Origin of the sequence: Psychrobacter pulmonis, from assembly GCF_904846465.1 — a bacterium.
In the GTDB taxonomy this organism is placed as follows: Bacteria; Pseudomonadota; Gammaproteobacteria; order Pseudomonadales; family Moraxellaceae; genus Psychrobacter; species Psychrobacter faecalis.
Genome location: NZ_CAJHAT010000007.1, coordinates 60551 through 85296, shown reverse-complemented (window position 1 = coordinate 85296; position 24746 = coordinate 60551). Strand labels below are relative to the sequence as shown.

At 43.4% G+C, this 24746-nt stretch carries 23 protein-coding genes; 13 read left to right on the top strand and 10 right to left on the bottom strand.

Annotated features, from left to right (window positions below):
* Positions 1 to 156: 156 nt before the first annotated feature.
* The 10 genes from JMX70_RS11435 (at position 157) to JMX70_RS11390 (ending at position 9347) form a co-directional block, all read left to right on the top strand.
* Complete coding sequence (locus tag JMX70_RS11435) at positions 157 to 447, top strand: helix-turn-helix transcriptional regulator (protein ID WP_227671258.1); 291 nt, start codon at positions 157 to 159, stop codon at positions 445 to 447.
* Positions 448 to 451: 4 nt separating this feature from the next.
* Complete coding sequence (locus tag JMX70_RS11430) at positions 452 to 751, top strand: helix-turn-helix domain-containing protein (RefSeq protein ID WP_201592221.1); 300 nt, start codon at positions 452 to 454, stop codon at positions 749 to 751.
* Positions 739 to 1332 (top strand): hypothetical protein, encoded by a 594-nt coding sequence (locus tag JMX70_RS11425; RefSeq protein ID WP_201592219.1) that lies wholly within the window; start codon positions 739 to 741, stop codon positions 1330 to 1332. Before JMX70_RS11430 ends, JMX70_RS11425 begins: the two co-directional genes overlap by 13 nt.
* Positions 1325 to 1852 carry a hypothetical protein gene (locus JMX70_RS11420; protein ID WP_201592217.1) on the top strand — a complete coding sequence of 176 codons (528 nt, stop codon included), beginning with the start codon at positions 1325 to 1327 and terminating at the stop codon, positions 1850 to 1852. Before JMX70_RS11425 ends, JMX70_RS11420 begins: the two co-directional genes overlap by 8 nt.
* Positions 1845 to 4421, top strand: coding sequence for a DUF927 domain-containing protein (locus JMX70_RS11415; RefSeq protein ID WP_201592214.1), 2577 nt, complete (start codon positions 1845 to 1847; stop codon positions 4419 to 4421). Before JMX70_RS11420 ends, JMX70_RS11415 begins: the two co-directional genes overlap by 8 nt.
* A gap of 264 nt (positions 4422 to 4685) precedes the next feature.
* The gene (locus JMX70_RS11410) at positions 4686 to 4985 is read left to right on the top strand and encodes a helix-turn-helix domain-containing protein (RefSeq protein WP_201592211.1); all 300 of its coding nucleotides are present in this window, start codon (positions 4686 to 4688) and stop codon (positions 4983 to 4985) included.
* 97 nt (positions 4986 to 5082) lie between these two features.
* Positions 5083 to 8295 carry a type ISP restriction/modification enzyme gene (locus tag JMX70_RS11405; RefSeq protein ID WP_201592209.1) on the top strand — a complete coding sequence of 1071 codons (3213 nt, stop codon included), beginning with the start codon at positions 5083 to 5085 and terminating at the stop codon, positions 8293 to 8295.
* Between the two features lie 173 nt (positions 8296 to 8468).
* Positions 8469 to 8792: a type II toxin-antitoxin system RelE/ParE family toxin gene (locus JMX70_RS11400; RefSeq protein WP_201592208.1), complete on the top strand. Its 324-nt coding sequence runs from the start codon at positions 8469 to 8471 to the stop codon at positions 8790 to 8792.
* Complete coding sequence (locus tag JMX70_RS11395) at positions 8789 to 9094, top strand: addiction module antidote protein (RefSeq protein WP_201592207.1); 306 nt, start codon at positions 8789 to 8791, stop codon at positions 9092 to 9094. The genes JMX70_RS11400 and JMX70_RS11395 overlap by 4 nt, the downstream gene beginning before the upstream one ends.
* A gap of 34 nt (positions 9095 to 9128) precedes the next feature.
* Positions 9129 to 9347 carry a hypothetical protein gene (locus JMX70_RS11390; protein ID WP_201592206.1) on the top strand — a complete coding sequence of 73 codons (219 nt, stop codon included), beginning with the start codon at positions 9129 to 9131 and terminating at the stop codon, positions 9345 to 9347.
* 420 nt (positions 9348 to 9767) lie between these two features.
* Here JMX70_RS11390 and JMX70_RS11385 read toward each other — a convergent pair whose 3' ends face one another.
* On the bottom strand, positions 9768 to 10070 hold the full coding sequence (locus JMX70_RS11385) for a monooxygenase (RefSeq protein WP_201592205.1): 303 nt from the start codon (positions 10068 to 10070) through the stop codon (positions 9768 to 9770).
* 142 nt (positions 10071 to 10212) lie between these two features.
* On the opposite strand from JMX70_RS11385, the gene JMX70_RS11380 reads away from it, so the two are divergent.
* A complete protein-coding gene (locus JMX70_RS11380) occupies positions 10213 to 11136 on the top strand; it encodes a DUF1853 family protein (RefSeq protein ID WP_201592204.1) in 924 nt (307 codons plus the stop codon).
* A gap of 33 nt (positions 11137 to 11169) precedes the next feature.
* On the opposite strand, the gene JMX70_RS11375 is transcribed toward JMX70_RS11380, so the two are convergent.
* The 7 genes from JMX70_RS11375 to JMX70_RS11345 all read right to left on the bottom strand — a co-directional run bounded on the left by JMX70_RS11375 (position 11170) and on the right by JMX70_RS11345 (position 19280).
* Complete coding sequence (locus JMX70_RS11375) at positions 11170 to 11700, bottom strand: DUF2726 domain-containing protein (RefSeq protein ID WP_201592202.1); 531 nt, start codon at positions 11698 to 11700, stop codon at positions 11170 to 11172.
* Between the two features lie 324 nt (positions 11701 to 12024).
* Positions 12025 to 13212, bottom strand: a complete 1188-nt coding sequence (locus JMX70_RS11370) for an SPOR domain-containing protein (protein WP_201592199.1) — start codon at positions 13210 to 13212, stop codon at positions 12025 to 12027.
* Between the two features lie 275 nt (positions 13213 to 13487).
* A complete protein-coding gene (gene folC / locus JMX70_RS11365) occupies positions 13488 to 14855 on the bottom strand; it encodes a bifunctional tetrahydrofolate synthase/dihydrofolate synthase (protein WP_201592197.1) in 1368 nt (455 codons plus the stop codon).
* 181 nt (positions 14856 to 15036) lie between these two features.
* On the bottom strand, positions 15037 to 15999 hold the full coding sequence (accD, locus tag JMX70_RS11360; RefSeq protein ID WP_201592195.1) for an acetyl-CoA carboxylase, carboxyltransferase subunit beta: 963 nt from the start codon (positions 15997 to 15999) through the stop codon (positions 15037 to 15039).
* Between the two features lie 287 nt (positions 16000 to 16286).
* Positions 16287 to 17111: a tryptophan synthase subunit alpha gene (gene trpA, locus JMX70_RS11355; protein WP_201592192.1), complete on the bottom strand. Its 825-nt coding sequence runs from the start codon at positions 17109 to 17111 to the stop codon at positions 16287 to 16289.
* 111 nt (positions 17112 to 17222) lie between these two features.
* Positions 17223 to 18497, bottom strand: coding sequence for a tryptophan synthase subunit beta (trpB, locus tag JMX70_RS11350; protein ID WP_227671257.1), 1275 nt, complete (start codon positions 18495 to 18497; stop codon positions 17223 to 17225).
* 99 nt (positions 18498 to 18596) lie between these two features.
* Positions 18597 to 19280: a phosphoribosylanthranilate isomerase gene (locus tag JMX70_RS11345; RefSeq protein ID WP_190295464.1), complete on the bottom strand. Its 684-nt coding sequence runs from the start codon at positions 19278 to 19280 to the stop codon at positions 18597 to 18599.
* 225 nt (positions 19281 to 19505) lie between these two features.
* On the opposite strand from JMX70_RS11345, the gene JMX70_RS11340 reads away from it, so the two are divergent.
* Entirely contained in the window at positions 19506 to 21173 is a 1668-nt protein-coding gene (locus JMX70_RS11340) for a cryptochrome/photolyase family protein (RefSeq protein ID WP_201592189.1), read from the top strand.
* A gap of 18 nt (positions 21174 to 21191) precedes the next feature.
* Here the strand turns inward: JMX70_RS11340 and JMX70_RS11335 are convergent, their stop codons facing one another.
* Positions 21192 to 21440 carry a hypothetical protein gene (locus JMX70_RS11335; protein WP_144296360.1) on the bottom strand — a complete coding sequence of 83 codons (249 nt, stop codon included), beginning with the start codon at positions 21438 to 21440 and terminating at the stop codon, positions 21192 to 21194.
* A gap of 163 nt (positions 21441 to 21603) precedes the next feature.
* Entirely contained in the window at positions 21604 to 22344 is a 741-nt protein-coding gene (locus JMX70_RS11330; RefSeq protein ID WP_201592186.1) for a DUF4230 domain-containing protein, read from the bottom strand.
* A gap of 661 nt (positions 22345 to 23005) precedes the next feature.
* Here JMX70_RS11330 and JMX70_RS11325 point away from each other — a divergent pair.
* Entirely contained in the window at positions 23006 to 24724 is a 1719-nt protein-coding gene (locus tag JMX70_RS11325; protein WP_201592183.1) for a proline--tRNA ligase, read from the top strand.
* Positions 24725 to 24746 lie beyond the last annotated feature (22 nt).

The window sequence follows — 24746 nt, the reverse complement described above, 5'->3', positions numbered from 1 at the left end:
TTGCTTTAAACCTCTGTCGTTTGGAGGTGACACCACGTACAGACACCATTTTATTGAGGTGACACTCTTTTCTGACACCCATGCTTACCCTCTAACATAGCTCATGTAAGCCGTAGAACACCTTTACGGCTCAATACACTACATGGAGCTATGAACATGACACACCCAATCCAAAACACACCAGTAATTCCCTTTACTGATAACACCCCTCACGATACCGAACCAACCAACGCAAACAGCCCAGCGATGCAACTGCCTACTACTGGCATGGGTAGAGCTAAGGACATTTTGCCGTTCCTACCTTTTAGCAAAACCACCCTTTTTGAATGGTCAAAAGATGGACGTTTCCCAGCTGGCAAGAAGTTAAGCCCTACGATGACCGCATGGAGCTATGCAGACATTCACGAATGGCTTAATTCTTACACCTCAACCACTAGCGAGGTATAGAGCCATGACTACCACAGCCACAGCCACCGCCCCAGTGACAAACGAGCAAGCACCTAAGACCCAAATTGACACCATACGGGCACACTTGATGACAGGGGCAACTATCAGCACATGGGACGCATACCGCCTTTATCAAATCACATGCCTAGCACAGCGCATACATGACTTGCGCCTAACAGGGCTGGTTATTCAAAGTGAGATGATCACGCACAATGACAAGCGTTTTGCCCTCTACTGGCTCGATAAACAAACCTTACTTGAAAGCGAACTATCTAACAGTGAGGTGACACCATGTGCCAAATAGCAGAGCTAGAAACCAAGATGCTAGACAGCTTGTTACCGACAGGCAGCCGTCAAGTGGAGTCATTAAAAAAACCTAATAACAGAAAGGTGATAACTATGCTTAATTCAAACGAAAAGCAATCTAATATTGACGCTCAATTCATTAGTGATGCTCAAAGTTTCAGTATGACTGGACTCAACCTATTAAATATAAATAACCTACCTGAGCCGCTACAGTTTTTGGCTAAAGCGCGTTACTACTTATCTGTTATCACTGATGAGCTTATAAAAACAGGCAAAATTCAAGAATTAAATCGCGAAAAGTTAAGCGACTTTATTGCCCATCTGTGGAATGAGCTAGAACAAGTAACTTCTGCATTTAGGAATTATGATGACAGCTTCAAAGAACTAATAAAGCCACTACCATTTATGGCAGAACAGATGCTAAATAGCTTCTTTGCTGATAATGAAGTAATAAGCCACGTTAGTTTTATAGATTTTCTTATTGAAATAATTACTATTAGCAGACGCCTAGAGTTAGTTTGCGAGGTTGCATTGAGCCGTAAAGCAGATTGCAACAAGGAGATAGTAAGTCATGTTTGAGAATCATAACAGAACCAATCTAAAAGCCGACCATTGTCAGTATAGCGACAGCCAGCTCTACAAACGCAGCTTACTACTTAGCCTTACTATTTTTATTGCATGGGTAGTAGGCATTGGCTTGCTACTGTCATTGATAGCGAGCCAACCAGTTCATGCAAAACCGATTGCAAGTGATAATAGCAGCAGTTACTATATAGACCTCTCAAAAATCACTAGCGGACAAGCCAGCCGTTATTCATTGGCTTTTTTTGTGCATGATAATGGTGCAGCCTCTCAAGCTGTCACTGTGCCATCAAGCACCGCCCCAAAAGCGCATTTACGCGCCACAAGGGGTTACTCCCTCATATCTATAGCAAATCACTTGCTAATCGACTATGACGGGTTGACGCTGCAAAATACAATAGCCTACGGGCGAATATGCAGGGCGGCTTCTAGTGATGCCGAGAGTAAGACCCGTCACCCTATACTGTATAGCGTGGCATTAACTCATAAATCACTAGGAGGTAGCTATCATGGCTAACTCAATCAGCAAGACTTCAGAAGAAAGCCACAAAGCCCAAGCACACACCCATGAAAAAGCCCGTGCATTTAGCACAGGCTTTACAGTGGTAATAAATAGTTTTGATGCAGTCACACGGCAAGGACTGGCAAACGATAAGCTATTGCTTAAACTATATGACCTACTACCGCCTCATAGTTTGCTTAACGTCACCGACAATCTTACTACAGATGACGACAAAGTAGTACCGACCGCTGGCACGATAGCCCTAAGATTGACCGATAAACAAGGCGATATTGTAGGCGCGGTATTCTACACACCGAACAGCAAAGCAAAGCCCATTGTCATTGACCCTACAGGGTATGGCGCTATCGTCATGGGTGAGCTAAACAAAGCCAATGAGGTGATAGCACTTGATACTATAGATGATGGTATCGAGGTTCATTCATACTTAATGGCTAGCGATAAGACAATCATTGTTAGTCCTCAAAAAACAAACCAGCACCTTAAAAAGATGGTGCTGCATTGGAGCGCCGCCGCGCCCGTTACCGTACCGATGACACTTGATAATAAGGGTTTAATAAACTCATTGGCAGGTGTGAAAGCTCAAGCACTGGTTACCGTGGCTCATATCGTCACAATGCTACAAGATGACAGTTATGAGGCAATACTGGCAGCTGATGACACCCAGCTAATCAGCTTACAAGATACCGTCCACTACCCTGAATGGCGCAAAGACAGAGCCCCACAGCTTAATGAACCTATGATTGATGAAAGTGGGTGTTTTGAGCTGTACCATGATGGACTGTTTTTTGTGAAGTATAATCTTGATGATCCAGCAAACATAACCTTTAAGTTTAAGGCGTTTATTTGTTCACCGATTGAGATTATCGCTAAGACTAGGGACACAAACAGCGGTACATGGGGGCGGTTACTGCAATGGCGTGATGATGACAGCGTACTACATACGTGGTCAATGCCGTTATCACTACTACAAGGTGATGCCCGCGAGTATCGTAGAGAGCTAGCCAGTCAAGGACTAAACATTACCACCAATCCCAAACAGCGCAGTTACTTAGACACCTATATTCAAGAATACCCCATTCATAAACGGGCGTTATGTGTGGATAAGCTGGGCTGGCATGGTGAGCAATATATATTACCTGATGGCGCAATAGGCAGCGATGGTAAGCAGTTAATCGTCTATCAGTCTGCCCATGCAATCAACAGCACCATAACCCAGCAAGGTACGCTAGAACAATGGCGTGATGAGTTATGCAAACCACTTGCCGAACAGAGCCGTTTTGTTTTCTCGATTGCTTGCGCGTTTGCTGGACAGTTACTAGAGCCCTTAGGCAGTGATGGGGGCGGTTTTCATATTATAGGCTCAAGCACTATGGGTAAGTCATTATCGCTTAAAACGGCTGCTAGTGTATGGGGCAAGCCTGACAGCTACACTAAGACATGGCGCAGCACTGATAACGCCTTAGAGGGCACAGCAAGCGAGTATAACGACAGTTTTTTACCCCTCGATGAAATCAGTGAGGGCAACCCCACGATATTGGGTAATATTATTTATATGTTAGGCAATGGTACAGGCAAAGGTAGAAGCTCCACCACGGGGCACAATCGCATAGCCAAAACATGGCGCATTATCTTTTTATCGAATGGTGAAAAAACCATACAGCAAGAAATGGCGCAAGCAGGACAAAAGACTAATGCAGGTATTGAGGTTCGAGTGGCGCATATAGATGCTGATGCTGGCAAAGGCTTAAAGACGTTTGATAGTTTGGTACTGGCAGACACAGGCGCAGGACAAGCCGATAAGATAAAAGAGTTATCACAGGCTTACTATGGCGCGGCTGGTATCGCATGGCTAGAACATATCACCAGTGACAAGGCAGCGACCACAGCCACCGCTAAGCAGTTTGTCAGTGATTTTATGAGTCAATATAGCAACCTTGCCCCACAAGCGCATAGAGTCGCTAAACGGTTCGCTATTGTGGCGGCGGCTGGTGAAATGGCAACGCTGGCAGGTATTACAGGCTGGCAAGCAGGGCAAGCAACCACCGCCGTTATGACATGCTTAAATAATTGGCTTGATAACTATGGGCGTGATGGTGAGCATGAGCAGCGCCAAATCATAGAGCATATCAAGGCATTTATTGAACAGCATGGCAGTAGTCGCTTTCAACCTTGCCACATTCATATGCACCAAGACTTTGAAACTAAGATAACAAACCGTGCTGGCTATCATAACTACGACACAGGGGAATATTATTTCTCTACCAGTACGTTTGATGAAGTCTGTTCACCATTCAATAAAAGCAAAGTATTGCAAGTGTTAGATGAAGCTGGACTATTGAACGTGACAGAAAGTGACCGCAAAACGTGCAGAGTGCCTTTACCATTTAAGAAGAACCGCTCGCGCGTGTATGCAGTCAAAAACGATATATTAAGTTGTGAACCTACTAAAAGCAATGGGACAGCTGGGACAGCTGGGACAACCCATACGCAGCAAGGGCTAGGCACTGTCCCAAGCAATAAAACCCCACTGGGACAGCTGGGACAAAATAGCGCAATTTGTTAATCTGTCCCAAGTGTCCCAAAGGCTAAAAAGTGGCTGGGACAGCTACAAGCCAATAACCACGGGCGTTGTCCCGTTGTCCCAAGTGTCCCAAGCAAAAAACTAAGGTACAGCAAAAATAATCAAAGGTAGGCGTTTATCGTCTGCCTTTTTTATGGCTGATAATTTCCTTTTTATAGTAGTAGGCTAAAGCCAATAGCTCAAAACCCGACAAAATATAACTGTATTGTTGTATTATGAGGGTATATAAAAATCGAGGTCTAATCTATGCCGCATTTTAGCGCACTAAATGATTATGTAGCAGTCTTGCCAGCCGATAGACAACAAGCGATCAACAATAAATCTAAGATATTAAGCCAGTCTATTGAGCTTGCCAAAATACGCAAAAGCAAACAGCTAAAGCAGACTGAGCTTGCTGTCATTATGGGTGTGTCACAAGCCAGCATATCAAAGGTAGAAAGCGGTAAAGACATTCAGCTATCGACTTTGCAAAACTATGTTAGAGCGTTAGGTGGTGAGGTAAGCATTATCGCTAAGATGCCAAACAGTGACGTTATATTGATATAGCACCCTCACCCTATAGGCGAACCCTCACAACTTTCATACCTTATTTTAAATTTTATAATCCAGCCCATTTATTCATCAATACCACTTAGGGATATCTATGTCAGATAGCAATCATCAACACGTTAGCGATTACGTCAATAAAGTAGCCTCAAGAATTAAGTTAGGTCACAGTTCAGAACATACTTTCCGCATACACCTAGAATTTTTAATTAATGCTTTAGTACCTGATGTAATAGTGACCAATGAGCCAAGCCAAGTAACGGACTGCGGTAACCCTGACTTTTTGATTAGCAAAAAAGATATTCCCATTGGCTTTATTGAAGCCAAAGACGTCGGTAAAGACTTAGGTTCAAAACTGTATAAAGAGCAGTTTGACCGCTATAAGGCCGCACTTGATAACCTCATTATCACTGACTATCTGCGTTTTGAGTTTTATGTCAATGGTGAGCGCGTTCATGAGGTCTGTGTCGGTGAATTGGTTGCTGGCGTGGTGCAGTCGCATGATGGTGAGTTTAAGCGTTTGGCTGAGCTATTGCGTGACTTCTGTGTCTATGTCGGCCAAACGATTAAATCTGCTCAACGTCTTGCAGTCCTGATGGCAGGTAAAGCGCGATTACTTGAACATACGCTTTATCAGGCACTAATCAGCGATGAAAATTCAGACGATAATTCAGACCTACGTGCCCAGTTTGAGACTTTTAAGGGCGTACTTATACATGACTTAAACCCAGCAGACTTTGCTGATATTTACGCGCAAACACTCGCCTATGGTATGTTTGCCGCACGTTTGCATGATGACACCTTAGACACTTTTAGTCGTCAAGAAGCGGCTGAGCTTATCCCTAAAACTAATCCATTCTTAAGAAAGTTGTTCTCTCATGTGGCTGGTATTGATATTGACCCACGTATTAAAACTACGGTAGATAACCTTGCTGATGTATTTCGCGCCACCGATGTAGCAGCTATACTCAAAAATTTTGGTAAGACTACTCAGACACAAGACCCTATCATTCACTTCTATGAGACTTTCCTTGCAGAGTACAACCCCAAACTTCGTAAGCAGCGCGGTGTATGGTATACCCCTGAGCCAGTGGTTAAGTTTATTGTCCGCGCTGTAGATGATATTTTGAAGTCTGAGTTTGATTTAGCAGACGGTATAGCAGATACCAGTAAGATAGAAATAGAAAAACAGACACAAACCCCTGATAGTCGCACTAAGACGGGCTATAAGATGATTAAAGAGTTAGTACATAAGGTGCAAATTCTTGATCCAGCGACTGGTACAGGGACATTCCTTGCCGCCATTATTCAGCATATCTTTCACAGTCAGTTTGAAAATATGGGCGGCATTTGGAGCAGCTACGTTGAGCAAGACCTATTGCCACGCTTGCATGGTTTTGAGCTATTGATGGCAAGCTATGCAATGGCGCATTTAAAGCTTGATATGCTACTTGCTGATACAGGCTATGAGCCTATTAAGCCTAAACGTATGCAGGTCTATCTGACCAACTCACTAGAAGAACATAACCCCGATACAGGAACGCTATTTGCTGGCTGGCTGTCTGCTGAGGCAAATGAGGCTAACGCCATTAAGCGTGATGCACCAGTGATGGTAGTAATCGGTAATCCTCCATACTCTGTTAGTAGTTCTAACAAAGGTGAGTGGATTCAAAATCTCATAATGGATTATAAGAAGAATCTAAATGAGAAAAAGATAAACCTTGATGATGACTATATTAAGTTCATTCGCTACGGACAACATTATGTAGAAAAGAATGGCGAAGGTATCTTAGCGTTTATTACTAATAACAGTTTTATTGATGGAATTACACATCGGCAGATGCGTAAAAATTTGATTGAAAGTTTTGATAGCATTTATATCTTGGACTTAAATGGTTTTTCCAAGCTTAAAAATGGCGATGTCATAGATGAGAATGTATTCGATATCATGCAAGGCGTTTCAATAAATATTTTTATAAAAAATCCTAATAAAGCAAAAACCCCTATTAGATATAAATCCATTTTTGGTAAAAGAGCAGAAAAATATGATTTTCTAATTAACAACAATATATCTACTGTTGGCTGGGAAGATATCAAAGTGGAAGAACCTTACTACTTTTTCTCACCTAGAGATTTTGAAAACAGGAATATATATGAGGAGTCATTTGAGTTAAAAGATATATTTCAAATCAATAACTCAGGTATAAAAACTGACAGAGATAATCTCTTTTATGATGATAACAAGAAACTATTAAGTACTAGAGTTTTTACTTTACTTAGCAACGTCTTCGATACGAATTTTGTGGAAAAATATAACATCAAAGATTCTGGTAGCTATAAAATAACTAAAGTTATTAAAAACAATAGCTTTGATGAAGAAAACATCAATCTTTGTACTTATAGACCTTTCGAAGATAAGTTCATGTATTACTCTCAAGAAATAATTAGCCGACCAGCGCATAAAGTGATTAAGCATATAGATGGTCACGATAACCAATGTTTGATAATAGGAAGGCAAGGACAAGTAATTGGTAATATGCCTTGGAATTTAGTTTTTACAACAAACAAGCTAGTTGACTATAATGTTTTTTATAGAGGTGGCGGATATGTATTTCCACTTTATCTATATCTTCAAAAAGACGACCAAACTGAGCTATTAGAATCACGAGTTGAAGACAAACCAGCCCGAACATCAAATCTTGACCCTGAAATTGTGGCAGACATTGCTAAAACCATTGGCTTAACCTTTACCAATGAAAAGATGGCGGAGGCTGGCACGTTTGCCCCGATAGATATTCTTGATTATATCTATGCCGTATTGCATAGCCCGACATACCGTGAGACTTATAAAGAGTTTTTAAAGATAGACTTCCCACGTGTACCCTATCCTACCGATGCCGATACTTTTTGGCAGTTAGTCGCGCTTGGTAGCGAGTTGCGCCAAATTCATTTGTTAGAGTCACCAAAGCTTGCCGCACAAACTAAAGCGCTTGGTGTAGGTTATCCCGTAGGAGGTGATAATGCCGTTACTCGTAAAATGACCAAGACCAGCGTTGGCTTTGAGCCTGACGAAGTAGATAACAGCATTGGTAAAGTTTGGCTTAATGATACTCAATATTTTACGAATGTGCCGCTCATCGCATGGGAGTTTTATATCGGAGGTTACCAGCCCGCGCAAAAATGGCTGAAAGACCGTCAAGGTCGAACGCTTGATATGAGTGATGTTAGGCATTATATGAATATCATCGCAGCGCTTAGCTTAACCCATGAGTTGATGCAGCAGATTGATAATATCGACGTTGTGGGTTAATTCGGTATAACCATCACGCACAATCACATTAAGACAAAACAATCAAAGGCAGGCGTTAAGCGTCTGCCTTTTTGTTTTGCCTACATTTCTATATACGCCACATACAATCGTAACTTGTTATCTATTATCCAAAAGTTTACAATCAATTATAAGTATTCTTATAATTTATCCCCATGATTGATATTAACCAAACCGAACAATTTAGACGATGGTTGCACAAGCTCAAAGACCCGTTAGGCAAAGTAGGCATATTGGCACGTATCAAGCGAGCGCAAAGCGGTAACTTTGGTGACCATAAGCCATTAGCCAACACAAACGGTATCTATGAGATGCGAATATTCAAAGGCAATGGTTACCGTGTCTATTATGCCCAGCAAGGCGATACCCTTTATCTATTGTTGATAGGAGGAAGTAAAGATAGCCAAGCAAGCGACATTGATAAGGCTTGCACCCTATGGCAGCAGGTTAAGGAACAAGAAAAGGAGCACCCCCAATGACCGATATTAAGATCAGCCGTTTTGACGTAGCAGAATACCTAACAGATGAAACTCTTATTAATGCTTACTTAAATGAAGCGTTGAGCGATGGCACACCTAGTGACTTTATCCAAGCATTAAACGATGTTGCACGCGCAAAAGGCATGAACGAGCTAGCAGAAAAGACAGGCATAAGACGTGAAAGTCTTTATAAAACACTACAGTCCGAAAAGCCCCGTTTTGACACCATGCTAAAAATTATTGATGGTATGGGCTTGCAAGTCACTCTGACCCCTAAAGCCGAACCTTTTTTAGAGGCTTAATGTTTAATGATTGTTATTCTGAGAGGTGGACGTTATGCGTTTGCCTTTTTTATGGGCTGCACAAAACCTAATAAAACCTGATATTCAAAACCTAATGAGCAGATGCCCCAAAATGGAAGCAAAAAGCGAGGAAGCAAGGAAAATAGGAAGCAAAACAGCGAATTTTCCATTATTCCTATTTACCGCCAAGTCAGGACAGCAAACGGCTAGGAGTGGAATCAGATATTTTTTAGGAAGCAAAAAATTGGAATAATTCCTAATAGGCTAAATAGTATAGATGCAATAAAACGCACGAAAAACGCACGCATTTAAGCGCCATTATTGAGCGCGTGCAGTGATTAGCAATTTAACCCCATGCAAAAAAAGTGTAAGTATAAAAAAGTATTCTAATTTGCTGGCATGTTGAAAAATGTTGAAACGGCAAACAGTGAAAATAATTACAAAATAATATTGAGTGAAGCAGCAAACAGCCAAAAAACGGCGTTATTAAAAACGATTGTTGGTATTATTGTTGGTATCGTCATAATATAAAAATACCAAACCTATATATTACAAGGCATACAGACTTTACTTTACTTCCTGCCGTTCCGACCAAATATAATAGTTGAACAAAAAAGCCGACCATTGATATCAATGGTTGGCTTTTTTTATGCTCATTATTCTTCATGAAGTATTACAAAGATGCTTTAGTAATCGCACTTAGCGCTTCATTGATGATAAATACTTTAGATTTGATGTCTTTAAAACCAAATGAAGTTAGTCTTTGAGTATGCTTGTCTAAATATCTGTTGGCATCGTCCAAATTATCAAACACATAAATACCGCCTGCTTCTTGCGTTGCTTTGTTTTCTGTCCATAGCTTATAGACCAAACCGTTTTCGGTTGCGATATCTTCAGCCAGCTCTTTCATGGCATCAAAAAACGCACTACCAAAAGGACCACTATAAGGAAAGTCGATTTGCAAAAGGTACTTCATAATTTAATCCTCTGTATTATTAAAGGGTTGGCAATCATATATTCTGCCAAATGACTACAATCTTAACATATTACGATTCGCTATAGACTTTTAGTAAGCAAGTCGCTAGGGTAAATACTTTATATTTACTCTGGTGTGTCCTATGTCTGAGCTTACGCCGCGCCTTGATAGCTATGCACCTTGGGAAGCTTATCGGCGACCTTTTGTACGTGATTTGGCGTATGTGCTCGCCTGCCCTAATGTCTTGACGACGTGGTTAGATTTCGCACCGCATCAAACTACCCACAAAGTTGCAATACATAGCGCAGACTTTTGGCAACAGCAGTTTGAAGCTTATAAGCCGCGTTTAAAAGAGTTGGATACCACCAATGACTATCAGGCATTAACCCGCTATTTATTAAAACGTCCTAGCCCCAATCGCTTGGGTTTTCACTTTGAAGGATTGTTATCGTTTTGGCTAGAAGATGGCTTTGCACGCAAATTACATCGGTACGAGACGCTTGCCAATAACGTGCAGTTATACAATGGCAAGCAGACAACAGGCGAGCTGGATTTGATTTTGTATAATCATGAAGACAATCTGGTTGAGCATTGGGAGCTGGCGATTAAGTTTTTTATGGGTTCAGCACCGTTTGCGCCGATAAATTGGGTCGGTATCAATTCTAACGACAATTTACAGCGCAAAATGACCCACATGCAAACCAAACAGTTTCGTACGGTGTGGGTCGAGACTAAAAGTCATGGCCAAGTGAAGATTGATAAGCGTTATGGTGTTATTAAAGGACGCTTCTTTTTGCCAATGAACATCGCTAATTTCGTTTACCCTCATTGGCTAACACCAAGCTTTCCGATGCACGAATGGTGCGATAAAACTAATAATGCCACGCTTGCAACGATTGATGTAACTGCATTACGCGCCGCTCATTATATTGAATGGTTTAGCAAGCGCGACTTTTATGACAATCGGCTGTTACCACTTATCTATTCTGAAAACGGTGTTTTAAGAACAGGATTATATTTTGAAGGTGACAGGCCGATTGTGATTTATCCTAAAAAGCTTGGCTAAGCAAAAGATAAAGGTTAAGTTTTTATTATAACCTCAATAACTCTCAATCACCTGCATCAGTTCATATCTGAGCATATCGGCACTCGGCATGCGTTCGGCGTGAAAACGCACGATAGCAATACCGGCACTGGCAAGCGCTTTGTCTTTTTTATCGTCCGCCTTTTGCCGCGCTTTACTATTATGCGTCCAATCATCAAGCTCGATGGCCAGCAAGGTAGTCTGCGCATCGATATCCACGATGACATAGTCGACACTTTGGCGACAAATGCGATTGAACCAAAAGCTACGCTCCGAGGTTTCGTCACTGTTTGCTTCAATGATACGAGACAGCTGAACTTGGACAAAGATATGATATTCGGGCAAGGCATTTTTTAACTTTTTAAAGAAGATAACTTCCGTATCAGTCATAATAGGCATGGGCGCAAATGGCCAAATAGTCAGCTCATCACCGCGCACAGGTGGTGGCTCAGGCTCAGTGGCCTGCTTATCAGAAAACAGTTTTGGCAGGGTGATCAGCCCGACAAATCCAACTGCCAATATTAAAAATATAACGCCAAATGACATGGTTTTACCTTATACATAATGAAAGCCGTCAGCTACGTAGAGGATGTCATTAAATAAAATGACGAAACATAGCCAACCGCGGCAGGGCAGCCTTTATAGGCTGACAGGTTATACAGTACAGTAAAGAATAGGAAGAAACAGAAAATAGCGGCGCACATCGTAACCAAGCTGGCCCCAATCGGCAAACGATAAAACGAAAAACACGACAATAGATGTCGTGTTAAAAAATTTAGTGAGAATGATAAAAGTGAAAACGGGCGTAGTTAAAATTGTGCGGTTTATTTAGCGCTAATGGCTATCAGATTGCAGCAATTTAAATTTATTTTAGCGCCAGTATAAAACCCAAGCACTTGTCGTATTAACTTTCGGGTCGCTATTAATCTTATCTTTTAGCGCCAAAGCGGCCACTTTACCGCGTTCAGGACCGACGATGACGCGCACACCACGACTGGTAGGACTGGTTTTGACTTGATAGCCTGCTGATTGGAATTTTTTTGCCAACTCATCCGCTTTGGCTTGGTCATTCGCCAGTGCCACTTGTACACCAAAACTGCCTTTAGCATCGGTTTCTTTCACTTCTTTACGCGCTTCGTTCAGTTTCTGCTGCGCTTCACGCTTGGCATCGGCCGATTTCTTGGCTAACGCTTCTTCTTTTTGACGCTTTTCTTCACGCGCTTTTTCAGCCGCTGCTGCTTCACGTGCTAAGCGATCAACCTGCTGACGCGATGGGATGGTGATATTCTGACCCAGTTGTAGCGAGGTCGACGGTGAAAGGTTATTCGCTTGTGCCAAGACTTCTACGGGCATATTGTGTTGCCGTGCCAGTTTAATCAGCCCATCACCCTTTTTGACCTGATAATCCGTAGGCGATTTTGGTGCTTCTTTTTTAGCGACTTCTGCAGCTTTTTGTTTTTTCTCAGCTTCAGCCTGTTTTTTAGCCTCTGCCTGCTTTTTTGCTTCCGCTTCCTTTTTACTCTCTGCTAGCTTTTTAGCTGCTGCTTGTTCTTTCAGCTTGGCTTCTTGTTGCGCTTGAGCGGCTTTTTTCTGCTCACGGGCGCTATTATCACTCTCAGTTGCCGTGGCAGTATTATCGCTATCTGTACTAGATTTGGTCGCGGTCGCCGTGTCTTGTTCAGCGTCTTTACTCTCCTCGGCTTCTTTATCTTTAGCAGGTGCGGTGCTTGCCAAATATTGCTGACTTTCGGCGCGCGCTTTGGCCAATGCTTGCGCTTCAGCCGCCTCTTGCTCACTTAAAAATTGCTGTGCACGTCTTTCTTGCTCTGCTACGCGGGCGGCGCGCTCTTTTTGTTTTTGTGCCAAGATGCGCTTTTCAGTCTCGATATCAGTCGTCAAGGGCTGGGGAGATTCTTGCGCCGGGCTTTGTTTTTCTATCATCGCTGAAGCAGGTTTTGTTTTATTGCTATCGCCAATTTGTTGCACCATGGCGTACAGCATCACGCTACCGCCGATAATCATCCCAATGCCCAATAAGGCTTGTCTCGAAAAGTTCATCCGTTTACGTCTCTTAGTTGGTAATAAGGTTGATTGAGCGGCGCAACTATCGTCCCAAGCTATGTTTATATAGCTTTAATAAACAATCTTGAAACTTAATATCGCCGCCAGTTATGTCCAGCCACTCTCAAATGCTAAGACAAGCTGTTTATAGCCATTTTAATTTGTACATAGCATTGTATAGCAGTATGGTAAAGCAGTTTGATTATAAAGCATATTTTTTATACTGTCTGCCATCACACTCCTGCTAAGACTAACATTAAATCAGTATGATTTTAATTTAAATTATCAGCAGCAAGAGCCGCTAGCGCCTCGCCAATCGTATGGAACGAGCCACATACCACGATTAAGTCTTGCGCTTGGCTGTCATTTATAACAGCGGCGGTCGCTTCTGATAAACGTTCAAACGCATGTATTTGTGCCTTATCAACATAGCTTGCTAAAATACTTTGCAGCTGCGATGTGCTGGCTGCGCGTGGATAATCGATCTCAGCGATAAACCAATCGCTAATGGGCAAGCCCGCTTCAGCTAAACGCTGCACGACTTTATTGATATCCTTATCGCCCAACATAGAAAACAGCATTTTAATGCTAGCAGGTTTACGAGTTCCTTGTTCGCAACTATTTTGCGTTGCTAGATGCTGCTGCCAAAGTGGTAATAATTGCGCCAATAAAAACTCAACGCCTTGCTCGTTATGCGCCACATCAAACAGCCAATGACGGTTATGGGTCTCACGATAATCAAAACGACCGGCAAGCTTGACCGTTTGCAATGCCTGTTCAATAGCACTTTTATCAATATTTAATGGGCTTGCCAGCACCGCTGATAAAGCATTGGAAGTATTAGTCAAGGATAGCGTGGGGCGCGGTAGTTGCATAGTGACAGCAGCATTACTATATTGCCAAACGTCGGTATCTACTTCACGATAATTAAAGTCTTGTCCAGCTTGATAACAAGTTGCCTGATGCGTGGCAATCGCTTGCTGTACACTCGCTGGCATCGTCTTATCGCCATAAACTAGGGTAATACCATCGCGTAGGATTCCTGCTTTTTCACGGCCGATATCTTCGACATTATCGCCTAGCCAATCGACATGATCGATAGCGATATTGGTAATCACCGCCATATCAGGATCAATGATATTAACCACATCTAAGCGACCGCCGAGCCCCACTTCTAACACCCAAACATCGCAATCTGCTTCGGCAAAGATTAATAGTGCGGCCAATGTTGTCATCTCAAAAAATGATAAGGTTAAAGCGCACTGTAACCTTGCCGCCTCTACTTTGTTAAAGGCATCAATCAACGTCTCATCACTGACCATCTCGCCATTGATACGCACGCGCTCGTTAAACACACTCAGATGCGGTGACTGATACAGTGCCGTTTTATAACCTGCCGCTTGGCACATCTGCGCGATGACCGCGGTCGTTGAGCCTTTACCATTGGTGCCCGCTACGGTATATACATAAGCATCGTCTTTGGCTGACTGTACCACGCCTAACGCCTCAGCAACCGGCAATACGCGAGATAAGCCCATATCTATCGCCGAGACATGAATTTGCTGCATATAATCGAGCCATTCGGTCAAACTCGAGTGCTCATTAGGAATGTTAGAATTAGAAACGGTAGAGTCAGACATGGGCGGAACCTATATGAAATTTTCGGGAAAATAGAGAATGAGAAAATGGTTAAATAAGAAATAGAGACAGTATATAACTACCTAGCCAAAAAGCAAAAATAGCATTTACCGTGATTGACGATAAATGCTATTAAGTCATAACGATTTCGATTGTCTGTTTACTAAACCAGCTCAGCACATGTTAAGCATCAACATTCGGTACGCGGCATAGTTTTGCCAGCAGACGGTAAATGGTATCAATGAGCTGATGACGGTGCACCACTTCATCGACCACCCCGTGCTCTAATAAGAACTCGGCACGCTGGAATGGCTCTTCTAGCGTCTCACGTACTGTCTGTTCAATCACGCGCTTACCAGCAAAGCCAATCATGGCCTTTGGTTCTGCCAAATGAATATCACCAAGCATAGCAAGTGATGCTGTCACACCGCCATAAACAGGATTGGTCAATACTACAATATATGGCACACCAGCTAAGCGCAAACGCTCAATCGCCGCTGCCGTACGAGCCATTTGCATCAAAGATAGCAGACCCTCTTGCATACGCGCACCGCCAGAAGCAGCAAAGCAGACTAAGGGTACTTTATCTTTAAGGGCTTTTTCAGCCGCTTCTACAAAACGGTCGCCAACCACCGAGCCCATAGAGCCACCCATAAAACGGAAGTCAAAGGCACACGTCACGATATCAAGATTGCGCAATTTACCATACATCACAATCAGTGCTTCAGACTCGCCGGTTTTGTCTTGTGCTTCGCTCATGCGCTGCGGATACGGCTTACTATCCACAAAGCTCAATGGGTCTTTGGCAGTAAACTGCTGTCCTAGCTCACCCTCTACCTGGTCGAGCAGCCAGTTTAAGCGCTCACGAGCACTCATCGGTAAATGATGGTCACAATGCGGGCAGACATAGCAATTGAAAATTAGCGCCGTATTGGTAATCATCGAATGACAGCTGCTACACTTGGTTGACGGTTCAGTTTCGACAGCCGTCAAAGGTGCGGTCAGTTGCTGTTTAATGCCCGGTATCGGGCGCTCAAACCATGATTGCCCAGCGGAACTGCCATTTTTTTCAGTCGTGCTTGTTTCAGTATTATTTGCAGTGGTCATATCAGGTTTTGTTATCGTATCAGTCATAGTATTCGCCATTATCAAAGGCTTATCGACAAGTCGGCCAGCTTGGTTTAATTGGCTTAGTCTCTTGTCCCTAAGAAGTCCGTTTATAAGAATCAATTTAAAAGTCACATATCGTTATAACATCAGCAGTTATAAAGAGCGCTTATACGCAACTGTAACAATTTATATGGGATGTTAGTTTACACACGTAAACTAACTTTAGCAAAGTCATTTGCCTGTGTCTTTATAAACATTGTTATAAAAATTGCGCTGACCTTCTAAGCCTTTCAAATTTAGATACCAATAAACTCGATATAATATTAGGCGGTTAAACTATCAAGTGCGCCGCGTAACTCGTCCATTTTTGCCATAATTTTTTGCTGAGCAGCTGCGACCGCAGTCGCATCTTTAGCATCGATATCAGCAAAGTTTTGCACCAGCGCACTACCGACGATAATACCATCGGCGTGCTGACCGATCGCTTTGGCAGAGGCCGCATCACGAATACCAAAGCCCACACATACTGGCAAATCGGTCTCGGCTTTAATCGCTTGCACTTGGGTAGCCACATCATCGGTATCGAGCGTCGCCGAACCGGTCACGCCTTTTAATGACACATAGTAAATATAACCACCGCAATGGGTCAGAACTTGCTCGCGGCGCTCAGGTAAAGTGGTTGGTGACAATAGGAAAATCTCGTTCATCGCATGTTCAGTCAAATGCTGCGTGAAGCTGCCCGCCTCGGCTGGTGGCAAATCAACCATCAAAATCCCATCGACGCCTGATTGCTCGCATAAAGCGACAAAATTGTCATAACCGATGATTTCCACGGGATTCAGATAACCCATTAAGATAATCGGCGTCTGCGCATCTTGTTTGCGGAATTCTGCCACCATGTTTAGTGCATCACGCGTACTAGTACCGGCTGCTAACGCACGCTCGCCAGCTGATGCAACAGTTGGGCCATCGGCCATTGGATCAGAAAACGGCAAGCCTACTTCAATCATATCTGCGCCGTGCTTGACTAAGTCATGTAGTAAGCCGACAAAGTTAGCAGGTGTTGGATCGCCTGCCATTACATAAGGAATCAGGGCTTTTTTATTTTGGGCTTTTAAGGTTTCAAAGGTGCTTTCAATTCGGGTCATAGTGTTCTCTACAATTAATTCAAACTGGCTATATTGGCTCTATATATATTAAAAAGAGCCAATCAATTTATTTTATAAAAGTGGATTTATAGGGTGCAGTACAATACGTGGCTACAGTTCAATCCCTTCTGCCTTCATTACCGAATGCAAATCCTTATCACCGCGACCTGACATATTAACGATAATGCTTTGCTCAGGCGTCATGGTTTTAGCCAGCTTCAGCGCATAGGCGACCGCATGAGCAGATTCAAGCGCAGGGATAATCCCTTCTTTACGCGTCACTTCATGAAAGCCCTCCAATGACTCTTTATCAGTACAGCCAACATATTCGACGCGTTTCATGTCTTTTAAGAAGCTGTGCTCAGGGCCAACGCCCGGATAATCAAGTCCCGCTGAGATAGAATGCGTCTCTTGGATTTGGCCTTCATCATCTGCCATCAGGTAAGTACGATTGCCATGCAGCACACCGATACGGCCAGCGGCCAATGGCGCTGAATGTCGACCCGTTTCTATGCCGTCACCTGTCGCTTCGACGCCATACATTTTGACCTCAGTATCGTTTAAAAAATCAAAAAACAGACCAATCGCATTTGAGCCACCACCGACACAGGCAACCAAAGCATCAGGTAATTTTCCCGTTTTTTCTAAATGTTGAATACGCGCTTCTTTACCGATAATCGCTTGGAAATCACGTACCAGTAGCGGATAAGGGTGCGGCCCTGCAACCGTGCCAATGATATAATAAGTCGTATCAACGTTGGTCACCCAGTCGCGCATGGCCTCGTTCATGGCGTCTTTCAGCGTCCGCGAACCTGAAGTCACTGGCACCACTGTCGCACCAAGCAAACGCATACGATAGACGTTCATCTTTTGGCGCTCGACATCATCGGCACCCATATAAACGATACACTCTAACCCTAGGCGCGCAGCAATCGTTGCCGTCGCAACGCCATGTTGTCCCGCCCCAGTTTCGGCGATGATACGCTTTTTACCGCACATTTTGGCAAGTAGCGCCTGCCCGATGGTGTTATTTACCTTATGCGCGCCCGTATGATTTAAGTCTTCGCGTTTAAAATAAATCTGCGCGCCACCAATCTCATTACTCAAGCGCTTGGCATGATAAAGCGGGGTTGGACGACCGACATAATTGACCAAATCGTTATGATACTCTTCCCAAAACGCCGGATCGGCTTTTACTTTGGTATATAAGGTTTCAAGCTCTTCAAGCGCTGCCATCAGGGTTTCAGACACAAAACGACCGCCATGCACACCGAAATGTCCGCGCGCATCAGGATATTGGTTAAAGTCTTGTACGTTTTCTGGATTGGTAAAGGTATTGATAGCTTTAGCAGTAGCAGATACATCTTTGTTTGCGACATGACTCATGATAATTCCTACTATAATAAGTGGTATTTTTTAGAATAAATAAAGGGAAGGGTTTTAGGTAATGAGCTATTTAATAAATATAAATCCACCGTTAAAAAGCTAATTACTGTTATTCGAAGGTTCGCTCGGCGTCTCGTTTTGCCATCGGTCGCGTTTAACTGCTTTCATAAAGGCACGCATTTTGGCAGCGTCTTTTTTACCTTTGCCCGACTCAATACCGCCACTGACATCGACGGCATAAATCGGCAGCTCTAAAGTAGCAGCGACATTGTCGGCATCAAGCCCGCCCGCTAAAATAATAGGCAGCGAGCTGTCTTGCGGTAGCAAACTCCAGTCAAAACGTGCACCTGTGCCGCCATACTTATGAGGATGGTAAGCATCGAGCAAAATACTGTTCGCGCCAGCAACAGCAAACTCATCAATTTGAGCGCTTACGCCAGCAGTGGTGTGCTGCTCGGTATTAATACGTAAGGCTTTTATCCAGCGTTTATTGACCGCGCTTGCCAGCTGCTGACACTGTTCGGGCGTTTCATCACCGTGAAATTGAATGATATCAAAAGGGACATGGTTTGCCAGTTCAATAAGTTCTGCTCGCGGCATATTGACCACCAAGGCCACGACACTTATAAAAGCGGGCAAAGAAGCACTTAGCAATTGCGCCTGCTCAATAGTAACAGCGCGTGGACTTGGTGGATAAAACACTAAGCCGACGGCATCGACACCCAACTGAGCAGCCATTTTAATATCACTAGGCTGGGTAAAACCACAAAACTTCACCTGCATAATGTGACCTTAGATATAACATAAAATAGACATGACACTAAATATAACGTTGATAGATTGGCTCGAATACATAGATGACGATAAATATTGATTGCCAACGCTAAAAAGCAAATATGATGATTTGTTAATTGAATGGCAAATCCATTGCATCCAAAAACTTATCCTAGCATACTTTTATTCACAGTTTTGTTTATGATTGCGATTGATTAATATAGGAAAGGTAGAATGTCTAAAACGGTGGCGGCAACGTCTCAGCACATTGCTAGCAATAATACGACGAGTGCAAACCCCGCACATTATTTAATGTGGTTTCGTCGTGACCTGCGAGTTCATGACAATACGGCATTGGCAGCGCTTTGTGAACGTGCAAATGCGGATAATGCGCGAGTCAGCGCTATTTTTTTTATGACGCCTGAACAATGGCATGCACATGATATGTCACTCACCCAGCTCGATCATATCGCCCGCACCTTGCCACTCTTAGCAACCTCTTTGCAAAAACGCTTAAATATCAACTTAACCGTCCAGCTCTGTGCCAGCTTTTCTGACTGTGTTGAGACGCTAAGCACGTTGTGTGAGGTAAATGATATCGATGTTGTCATGGCAAATCATGAGTACGAAGGTAATGAGATTGACCGCGACCAAGAACTAACCAAACAACTTGCCAAATCAGATATCAAATTTATCCGCTGGCACGACCAGTGCATCTTGCCACCAAAAACCATTACCACCAATGACGATAGCATGTATCAAGTCTTTACCCCATTTTATAATAAATGGCGGCATACCTTGGACGTTAGCAATTTACAAATGCACCAAGCCATGGCGGTAAACTATCAGTCAAAAATCAGCCAGTCAAAAACTACCCTAAAAACTGCAAAAGAGAGCGCCAATACTGTTAAAGACATAGAACAACTCAGTAAAAAAGCCGTCGAAGATTATCAAAAACGGTTAGAGACTGCCCTAGCGTATCAGCACATTGATTTTGGCGCTCAGCTTGAGCAAGCTAGAACGGCTTATCCTGCTGGTGAAGGAGCTGCTTGCAAGCGTTTAGAGGATTTTATCGCGGATGATATCGATAACTATGACATCAGCCGCGATGTGCCAAATTTGCAAGCGACTAGCCAGCTATCAGCCTACCTCACTATTGGCGCAATAAGCCCAAGACTTTGTTATCTGCAAGCCACAAAAGCATTAGAGAGATTACAGGATAATGATAGCGATAATTTCGATAGCTTTGATAAGTCAGATAGGTCCGATAACAACGATATTAACCGCTGGATAAGTGAACTGGCGTGGCGCGACTTTTATCGTCATGTTTTAGATGATAAGCCCGAGCTTATTCGCCATAAAGCTTATAAAGAAGAAACCGATAACAAGATTAACTGGTCATATAATCAGGATGATTTTAAGGCATGGTGCACAGGCATGACAGGCGTGCCATTGGTCGATGCGGCGATGCGCTGTCTCAATGCGACCGGGTTTATGCACAATCGCTTACGGATGGTGACGGCGATGTTTTTGACCAAAGATTTATTAATGGATTGGCGCTTGGGCGAGCGTTACTTTATGCAGCAGCTGATAGATGGCGATTTTGCATCCAATAATGGCGGCTGGCAATGGAGCGCGTCAACTGGCACAGATTCCGCACCTTACTTCCGTATTATGAACCCTTTTAGCCAAGCTAAGAGCCATGATACTGATGGATTATTTATTAAGACTTGGCTGCCAGAATTAAAAGACGTGCCAAGCAGAATTTTGCATAGTGAAGATAAAATGCGTAAAGCGCTCACAAAGGGCGGTCAGTTTGCTGACATTGCTTATCCTGTGCCGATGGTTGAGCATAAGGCAGCACGACAACTGGCGATTGCTGAGTTTAAAAAACAACGCTGACATTTTTAGTAAAAAGCGCTAGTTTTCTACTTGAGCTACCTCTTGTGGCGCACTACCAGTTTGTACCAAACTGCTTTGTGCTGCACTATCTATATCGATAGCTGGCTTTACTATTCGTGTCTGAATGGTATAAATAGCATACGCAAGACAAGTAAAGCTTATGATGAGCAGCACCCACGTCGCAAAAGGTAGCGATTCTTTTGCTTTAGGCTGCTTGATTAATTCGCGTTTCTCATGAACGGAGGGCTGATTATTGGAAGTTGTCATATACGCCACCTCTTATATCATATAAGCTTATTTCAACGACAGCATTTATAAGGCTATCGTTAATAATAAATAAGTCCTGCTATATAATATAGTAACCCTATTGCCAATAAATTCAAGCAACATCTGTTAAGTGGTGTGGCGTTTCGTTAAACCATTTTAAGTATTAAGCCGTTGGCATTTGACACGCGCCTGCTCCCTGCGTGGAGACCGTTACGACAGCACCCGTCAATGAAAATAACTGCTGCAATTGGGTTTGCGCATTTTCTAATGCCAGATTCATCACATCACCGCGGCAAGCACGCTCAAGGACTTCTTTTTTCGCCATACTTTGCGCTTGTTGCAAGATTTTTGGATCGACCTGCATCATACCAAAAGCGCCCGTTTGCCAATCATAGATTTCGATATCGTCTAAATAAACAGAAAATATCTCTGACGGCGGCAAGGTAATATTGATTTGCGGCAACATTGAAACAGGTGTATTAGCATCAGCTTCCTGCACCTGTTCAACATCAATCTCTGGCTGCACCACCTGTACCATCTCTGGCGTTAATGCACTCAAATCAATCCCTGCTTCTACGCGCCCGCGTGCAATAAACAAACCCTTTTGCTCATCTTGCCACAGCTTCATCCAACTGCCTGGCTTTTGGCTAGTAATAACGGTATCGACACTGAATGCCACCGTCTCTAAACGATTTAATTTTTGAATTTGCATCACCACCCCTTCACGGGTAATGGTTTCTATCGGTTCTTCTTTGCTGAGGTTTTGCGCGCTGTATATCGCAAAAGCGAGCGCGGCAAGACCGATAAGCAATACCAGCCACGATAGCATGGAGATGGGTTTTTTCGCTTGCGGGTGCTTGTCATTATTATTAGCCGCGGGAGAGTGATTATCAGGGTTGACCATGTAAACTACCTCAAGGTTTTATATTAATTCTTATCAGCATAAAATTGCTAAATACTAAGCCTTTAATGCTAGTTGTTTATAATCATTTCAAGCAGTTACTACCATTCTTCTACATAATTAATGAGCTTGATGCCACTTTAAAAACTAGCTTTTGCTTCACTATTTATCCCTTTATTCTTTTATGTCCAGAATCTATAAATCGTGCTGCTTTATCAGCTAACCAGAGTTTTATCTTTGAGTCTCCAAAATTGGTGGATTTTGAGTTTAAAAATCCGCTTATTTTTAGCATTGTTATTGAGTTTAGCCACTGTTTGGGATGAAACAACAAAAAGTCATTGCGTCTTAGGCGAACTTTACCTAACATAGTCAGATTGTATAAGCAAAATGTTGGCATGCACCCATTTTTCTGGCTTTTTTGCCAAAAATATGACGCTGTCGATATGGATGTATTCATACAAAAATAAAAGTTTCACCCTTTTTGTAAGGCGTTTTATAAACGCACTTTCTAATAACGTGCTGCTTGTTGCAGTACTTTTTAGCTAGGCAGGTCCTAGACTATTACCAAGTGATAAAAGGTAAGCTTGCGTCGGCCACCAAAGCACACGCTAAATATCCTCCTATTTCTTATTTATTTTATCGTTGATAAGGTTCCGCTTTATTTATGAAAGCCAGTCAATTTTTGTTTGCCACGCTAAAAGAAACGCCCAGCGACGCTGATATCGCCTCAAGCCAACTCATGGTAAGAGCAGGTCTTATTCGTAAAATCGCTTCTGGATTGTATATCTGGCTGCCGATGGGTTTACGCGTGTTGCAAAAAGTCGAACGCATCGTTCGCGAAGAGATGCAAAACGTCGGCGCTCAAGAAGTGCTAATGCCAATGACCCAGCCTGCCGAGCTTTGGCAAACGACCGGGCGTTTTAATGACTATGGTCCTGAGCTGCTACGCTTTAAAGACCGTCATGACCGCGATTTTGTCTTGGGGCCGACGCACGAAGAAGTCATCACCAACCTTGCTCAAGGTGAGCTGCGCAGTTATAAGCAGTTGCCGATTACCTTTTTCCAAATCCAAGGTAAGTTCCGTGACGAGATTCGTCCACGTTTTGGCGTGATGCGTGCGCGTGAATTCACCATGAAAGACGCTTACTCGTTCCACGCTGACCAAGCGTCTTTGGCAAAGACTTACCATGAGATGTACGACGCTTATACGCGCATCTTTACCCGTTTGGGTTTAGATTTCCGTGCCGTGCAAGCGGATACCGGTTCTATTGGCGGTTTTGCGTCGCATGAGTTTCATGTGTTGGCAGACAGCGGTGAAGATGATATCGCTTTCTCTGACGTTTCTGATTATGCAGCCAACGTTGAGCTTGCCGAATCGGTCAGCACCGCTGAGCGTCAGCCACCAAAAATGGAGCGCGAAGATGTTTTAACAGAAGACATGACCAGCTGTAAAATGGTTGCTGAGCATCTAGGCGTACCATTAGAAACCACGGTAAAAACCTTAATTGTCCATGGTCATACCGAAGATGATGAGCCGCAATTAATCGCGATAGTCTTACGCGGTGACCATCAGCTAAATACCATTAAAGCGGAGAAAATTGAAGAAGCCAATGTACCGCTAACGATGGCCTCCGATGAAGAGCTTAAAGCCGCTGGTTTGCATAAAGGTTATATCGGCGTTGATTTGGATATGCCCGTATTTGTCGATCGCTCGGCAGCGTCTTTGTCAGATTTTGTCTCGGGCGCCAATGAAGTTAATAAACATACCATCGGTATGAACTGGGCGCGTGACGCCAGTATTACCCGCGTCGTTGATGTGCGCAATGTACAAGAAGGCGATCCTTCTCCTGACGGTAAAGGCAGCCTAAAAATCAAACGCGGTATCGAAGTCGGTCATATCTTCCAGTTGGGTGATAAATACTCGCAAGCGATGAATGCGACTGTCTCTGGCGAAGATGGCAAGCCTGTGACCATGATGATGGGTTGCTACGGTATTGGCGTTAGTCGTATCATCGCAGCTGCTATCGAGCAGAACAACGATGAAAACGGCATTATGTGGCCACAAACGCCAAGCATTGAAGATTCAATTGCGCCGTTTGAAGTCGCTATCATACCGATGAAGTCAAAAGAAGACACCGTCATGCAGACGGCGACCGCGCTGTATGAAGAGCTAAAAGCTCAAGGGGTTAACGTCCTACTTGATGACCGTAATGAGCGCCCGGGCGTGAAGTTTGCTGACCTTGAACTGATTGGTATTCCGCATCGTATCGTGGTTTCAGACCGTAACTTGGCTGAAGGCAAATACGAATACGTCAATCGCCGCGAAACAGAAAAGCAAATGCTGAGCCGCGAAGAAGTGATGGCAAAAGTAAGCGGCAAATAGTTTTTACTAAAACTTGCTCAAT

Bases quoted from the DNA above. Each gene is read 5' to 3' on its own strand.
- folC (WP_201592197.1), bottom strand. From the start codon at position 14,855: ATGTCTGACTCTACCGTTTCTAATTCTAACATTCCTAATGAGCACTCG.
- JMX70_RS11410 (WP_201592211.1), top strand. From the start codon at position 4,686: ATGCCGCATTTTAGCGCACTAAATGATTATGTAGCAGTCTTGCCAGCC.
- JMX70_RS11325 (WP_201592183.1), top strand. From the start codon at position 23,006: ATGAAAGCCAGTCAATTTTTGTTTGCCACGCTAAAAGAAACGCCCAGC.
- JMX70_RS11335 (WP_144296360.1), bottom strand. From the start codon at position 21,440: ATGACAACTTCCAATAATCAGCCCTCCGTTCATGAGAAACGCGAATTA.
- accD (WP_201592195.1), bottom strand. From the start codon at position 15,999: ATGGCGAATACTATGACTGATACGATAACAAAACCTGATATGACCACT.
- JMX70_RS11395 (WP_201592207.1), top strand. From the start codon at position 8,789: ATGACCGATATTAAGATCAGCCGTTTTGACGTAGCAGAATACCTAACA.
- trpA (WP_201592192.1), bottom strand. From the start codon at position 17,111: ATGACCCGAATTGAAAGCACCTTTGAAACCTTAAAAGCCCAAAATAAA.
- JMX70_RS11400 (WP_201592208.1), top strand. From the start codon at position 8,469: ATGATTGATATTAACCAAACCGAACAATTTAGACGATGGTTGCACAAG.
- JMX70_RS11415 (WP_201592214.1), top strand. From the start codon at position 1,845: ATGGCTAACTCAATCAGCAAGACTTCAGAAGAAAGCCACAAAGCCCAA.
- JMX70_RS11405 (WP_201592209.1), top strand. From the start codon at position 5,083: ATGTCAGATAGCAATCATCAACACGTTAGCGATTACGTCAATAAAGTA.
- JMX70_RS11425 (WP_201592219.1), top strand. From the start codon at position 739: ATGTGCCAAATAGCAGAGCTAGAAACCAAGATGCTAGACAGCTTGTTA.
- trpB (WP_227671257.1), bottom strand. From the start codon at position 18,497: ATGAGTCATGTCGCAAACAAAGATGTATCTGCTACTGCTAAAGCTATC.
- JMX70_RS11420 (WP_201592217.1), top strand. From the start codon at position 1,325: ATGTTTGAGAATCATAACAGAACCAATCTAAAAGCCGACCATTGTCAG.
- JMX70_RS11345 (WP_190295464.1), bottom strand. From the start codon at position 19,280: ATGCAGGTGAAGTTTTGTGGTTTTACCCAGCCTAGTGATATTAAAATG.
- JMX70_RS11370 (WP_201592199.1), bottom strand. From the start codon at position 13,212: ATGAACTTTTCGAGACAAGCCTTATTGGGCATTGGGATGATTATCGGC.
- JMX70_RS11435 (WP_227671258.1), top strand. From the start codon at position 157: ATGACACACCCAATCCAAAACACACCAGTAATTCCCTTTACTGATAAC.
- JMX70_RS11340 (WP_201592189.1), top strand. From the start codon at position 19,506: ATGTCTAAAACGGTGGCGGCAACGTCTCAGCACATTGCTAGCAATAAT.
- JMX70_RS11330 (WP_201592186.1), bottom strand. From the start codon at position 22,344: ATGGTCAACCCTGATAATCACTCTCCCGCGGCTAATAATAATGACAAG.
- JMX70_RS11385 (WP_201592205.1), bottom strand. From the start codon at position 10,070: ATGAAGTACCTTTTGCAAATCGACTTTCCTTATAGTGGTCCTTTTGGT.
- JMX70_RS11380 (WP_201592204.1), top strand. From the start codon at position 10,213: ATGTCTGAGCTTACGCCGCGCCTTGATAGCTATGCACCTTGGGAAGCT.
- JMX70_RS11375 (WP_201592202.1), bottom strand. From the start codon at position 11,700: ATGTCATTTGGCGTTATATTTTTAATATTGGCAGTTGGATTTGTCGGG.
- JMX70_RS11430 (WP_201592221.1), top strand. From the start codon at position 452: ATGACTACCACAGCCACAGCCACCGCCCCAGTGACAAACGAGCAAGCA.
- JMX70_RS11390 (WP_201592206.1), top strand. From the start codon at position 9,129: ATGCGTTTGCCTTTTTTATGGGCTGCACAAAACCTAATAAAACCTGAT.